Source organism: Chromobacterium alticapitis (genome assembly GCF_002924365.1).
Lineage (GTDB): Bacteria > Pseudomonadota > Gammaproteobacteria > Burkholderiales > Chromobacteriaceae > Chromobacterium > Chromobacterium alticapitis.
Map to the genome: position 1 here is coordinate 1 of NZ_PQWB01000146.1, position 1,216 is coordinate 1,216.

3 protein-coding genes are annotated in these 1,216 nt (G+C 58.1%); 2 read left to right on the forward strand and 1 reads right to left on the reverse strand.

All coding sequences use genetic code 11. The annotated features are described in order from the left end of the window. The coding region (locus C2I19_RS22125) for a hypothetical protein (RefSeq protein WP_158253772.1) at window positions 1–372 on the forward strand (372 nt) is incomplete at its 5' end. A 146-nt stretch (window positions 373–518) separates the two neighbouring features. Continuing rightward, window positions 519–938: an Xre family toxin-antitoxin system antitoxin gene (locus tag C2I19_RS19675; RefSeq protein WP_103904304.1), complete on the forward strand. Its 420-nt coding sequence runs from the start codon at window positions 519–521 to the stop codon at window positions 936–938. Window positions 939–977: 39 nt separating this feature from the next. Here C2I19_RS19675 and C2I19_RS19680 read toward each other — a convergent pair. After that, a partial coding sequence (locus C2I19_RS19680; RefSeq protein WP_103904305.1) for a HigA family addiction module antitoxin occupies window positions 978–1,216 on the reverse strand: 239 nt, incomplete at its 5' end.

The window sequence follows — 1,216 nt, forward strand, 5'->3', positions numbered from 1 at the left end:
CAGCAATTCACGCTCTGGCATGAGCAATACCGCCGCTCCCGCGGCTTCTTCACGGTCAGGGAGGCGGCAGCTGCCATCCAGATGAACGTCAACTTGCTCTATCACCTGATTGGCGCCGGACATGCCCACGCTAGCCAGCAACAGTATGGCTATGAGAAGCGGATGCTGCTGGGTATCGAGGCCAAGGAGCTGGAACGGTTGACCAACGACTACATCTGGGGCGAACACTTGGCGGAAATGGTCAACAAACCGGTGCGACAGGCCGCCAGACACTTGGTTAAACAAGGACTATGTCCCCTCTATGGGCCAATGGAGAATTGCGGGGACGAGTATGTGTTTTGGCGCGCGGATGTAGCTGCAAGCCTGGCTTGAGCAAATTATGAAAATTATGGGAAACCAATAATTATGGGATTCCCATAATTTTTCATAAACACGCTGCAGCCCCCACCCGCGACAAAGCCTGCGAGGTGGAGCACCCCAGCTAACCCAGCGAAAAACGAACTCAGGAGGAAGCGGACATGGAATACCCCTCGACAGGCGCCGCGGCAATCACAGCGTGGCTGACCCTCCCCACCAACACCCAAATCGAGATGATCCGCCAAGGGCTACCTGCTACAGCTATTCACGCTGTCAGCGAAGAGTTTGGCATCCCCATCAAACATCTATGCCTGATACTCGGCCTATCGCCACAACGAGCATCTCACCGAATCAGCCGGCAACGCCTGCTAGACTCGCCCGCCAGCGAAAAGCTGCTTCGCATCATGAGGATCGGCCGCACTGCTGAAAGCATCCTGGGAAACAAGAAGCTGGCGGGAGCCTGGCTCCAGCAACACAACATCACGCTGAACGCATCCCCGCTCTCGCTGATGGATACGGAATTAGGAGGCGGACTGGCTCAGCGAGTGCTCGCGTCCATCGAGCATGGCTTGCCGGTCTAAGGCAGCCAAGTAGGGCACCGCCATCGCGCTGGAAATGGGTCAGGCTGGCAAGAGCTTTTCGACATGCGGCCGCGGCTTCTGCTTGGCCTGCCAAAGCTCCCAGGCAGTCTGCATGCCGAGCCACAACTCTGGACTCGTCTCCAGGGACTCGGCTAGGCGCAACGCCATATCTGCGCTGATACCAGCGTGGCCGTGCAAGATCCGCGACAAGGCGGCCCGGGTCACTCCCAGCTTACGGGCAGCTTCCGTCACGCTGATGCCTTCCAGCCATTCTTGCA

What these genes read in the sequence shown, in the direction of transcription:
- C2I19_RS19675 (WP_103904304.1), top strand. Translation starts at nt 519, where the DNA reads ATGGAATACCCCTCGACAGGCGCCGCGGCAATCACAGCGTGGCTGACC.